Source organism: Microbacterium sp. BF1, assembly GCF_019279095.1.
Lineage (GTDB): Bacteria > Actinomycetota > Actinomycetes > Actinomycetales > Microbacteriaceae > Microbacterium > Microbacterium maritypicum.
In genome coordinates this window covers 1-1024 of sequence record NZ_JAGYWT010000685.1, presented here as the reverse complement: position 1 = coordinate 1024, position 1024 = coordinate 1, and the positions used below count along the sequence as shown (strand labels likewise).

General features: G+C 66.5%; 2 protein-coding genes. Both read right to left on the bottom strand.

Annotation, left to right across the window (positions count from 1 at the left end):
• A partial coding sequence (locus KZA10_RS16025) for a Fic family protein (protein WP_308289696.1) occupies positions 1-693 on the bottom strand: 693 nt, incomplete at its 3' end.
• Positions 690-881, bottom strand: a complete 192-nt coding sequence (locus tag KZA10_RS16020) for a hypothetical protein (RefSeq protein WP_218683381.1) — start codon at positions 879-881, stop codon at positions 690-692. The genes KZA10_RS16025 and KZA10_RS16020, both read right to left, overlap by 4 nt.
• Positions 882-1024: the final 143 nt, after the last annotated feature.

Sequence of the window (1024 nt, the reverse complement as noted above, 5' to 3'; positions counted from 1 at the left end):
CGCCTCCGCTGAACGCACCTGAGCGGCCCGGTCAGGGCCGGCCTGGGGTGCCGTGCGCTCGACGGTCACCGCGGCGAACACCGGGACGAGGGATGCGGGCTCGGGAGCGTAGGCGAACATGTCGGGACGGCTCATGGCCGATCCCCCGTTCCACTGCTCCGGGCTCACGCGGGCGAAGTCGAACCGGTACGGCGACTGCTCGGCCACGTGGGCCATAAACACCTTCGACGTGCGGCCGTTGCCCTCGCGGAACGGGTGCGCCTGGTTGACGTAGGCGAACACGGTTGAGGCCGTGGCCACGAAATCGTTGCGGCTGATCTTGGCCCAGTCCGTCGACGTCACGAGCTGGCGGGCGTCGGACAGATACCGGTCGACCTCGCCCGTCTTGACCTCACCGAAGCCGCGCCCTGGACCCTTCGACATTTCCACGGTGCGGTACTCCCCCGCCCACTCGTAGACGTCCTGGAACAAGTGCCCGTGGATCGCGCGTAGGTGAGCCCCGTCGAACGTGCGCGGCACGTCGACCTCGCCGTTACCGAGCTGCACGGCGCGCACGGTGGTGTCGGTGTACTCCATCCGAGACAGCACCCGCGCGTCGCGCTCGTCATAGAGGTTGCGCAGCGTCCCGATCCCGGTATCCGGGTCGATCGTGTCGGGGTAGAAGTACGACTCCCAACTACCGAATTCGCTCACAGCCATTCGTCTACGAGCGCCGGCAGCACGTCGACGGGACAACCGCCCAACGTCAGCTCACCCGTCTCGGGGTCGTGGGTCATGATCGCGGCGTTCACTTGCACGGCAATGTCTTTGACGGCGCTGATGTATGCGCGCCGTTCGGCCTCGGTGTCGTAGCTCGGCATGAACCGAACCAGGTCGCGCATCAGAAGCGGGACACACACCACAGCCGCGTCGACGTCACGACCCCGAGACGGGTGAGCTGACGTTGGGCGGTTGTCCCGTCGACGTGCTGCCGGCGCTCGTAGACGAATGGCTGTGAGCGAATTCGGTAGTTGGGAGTCGTACT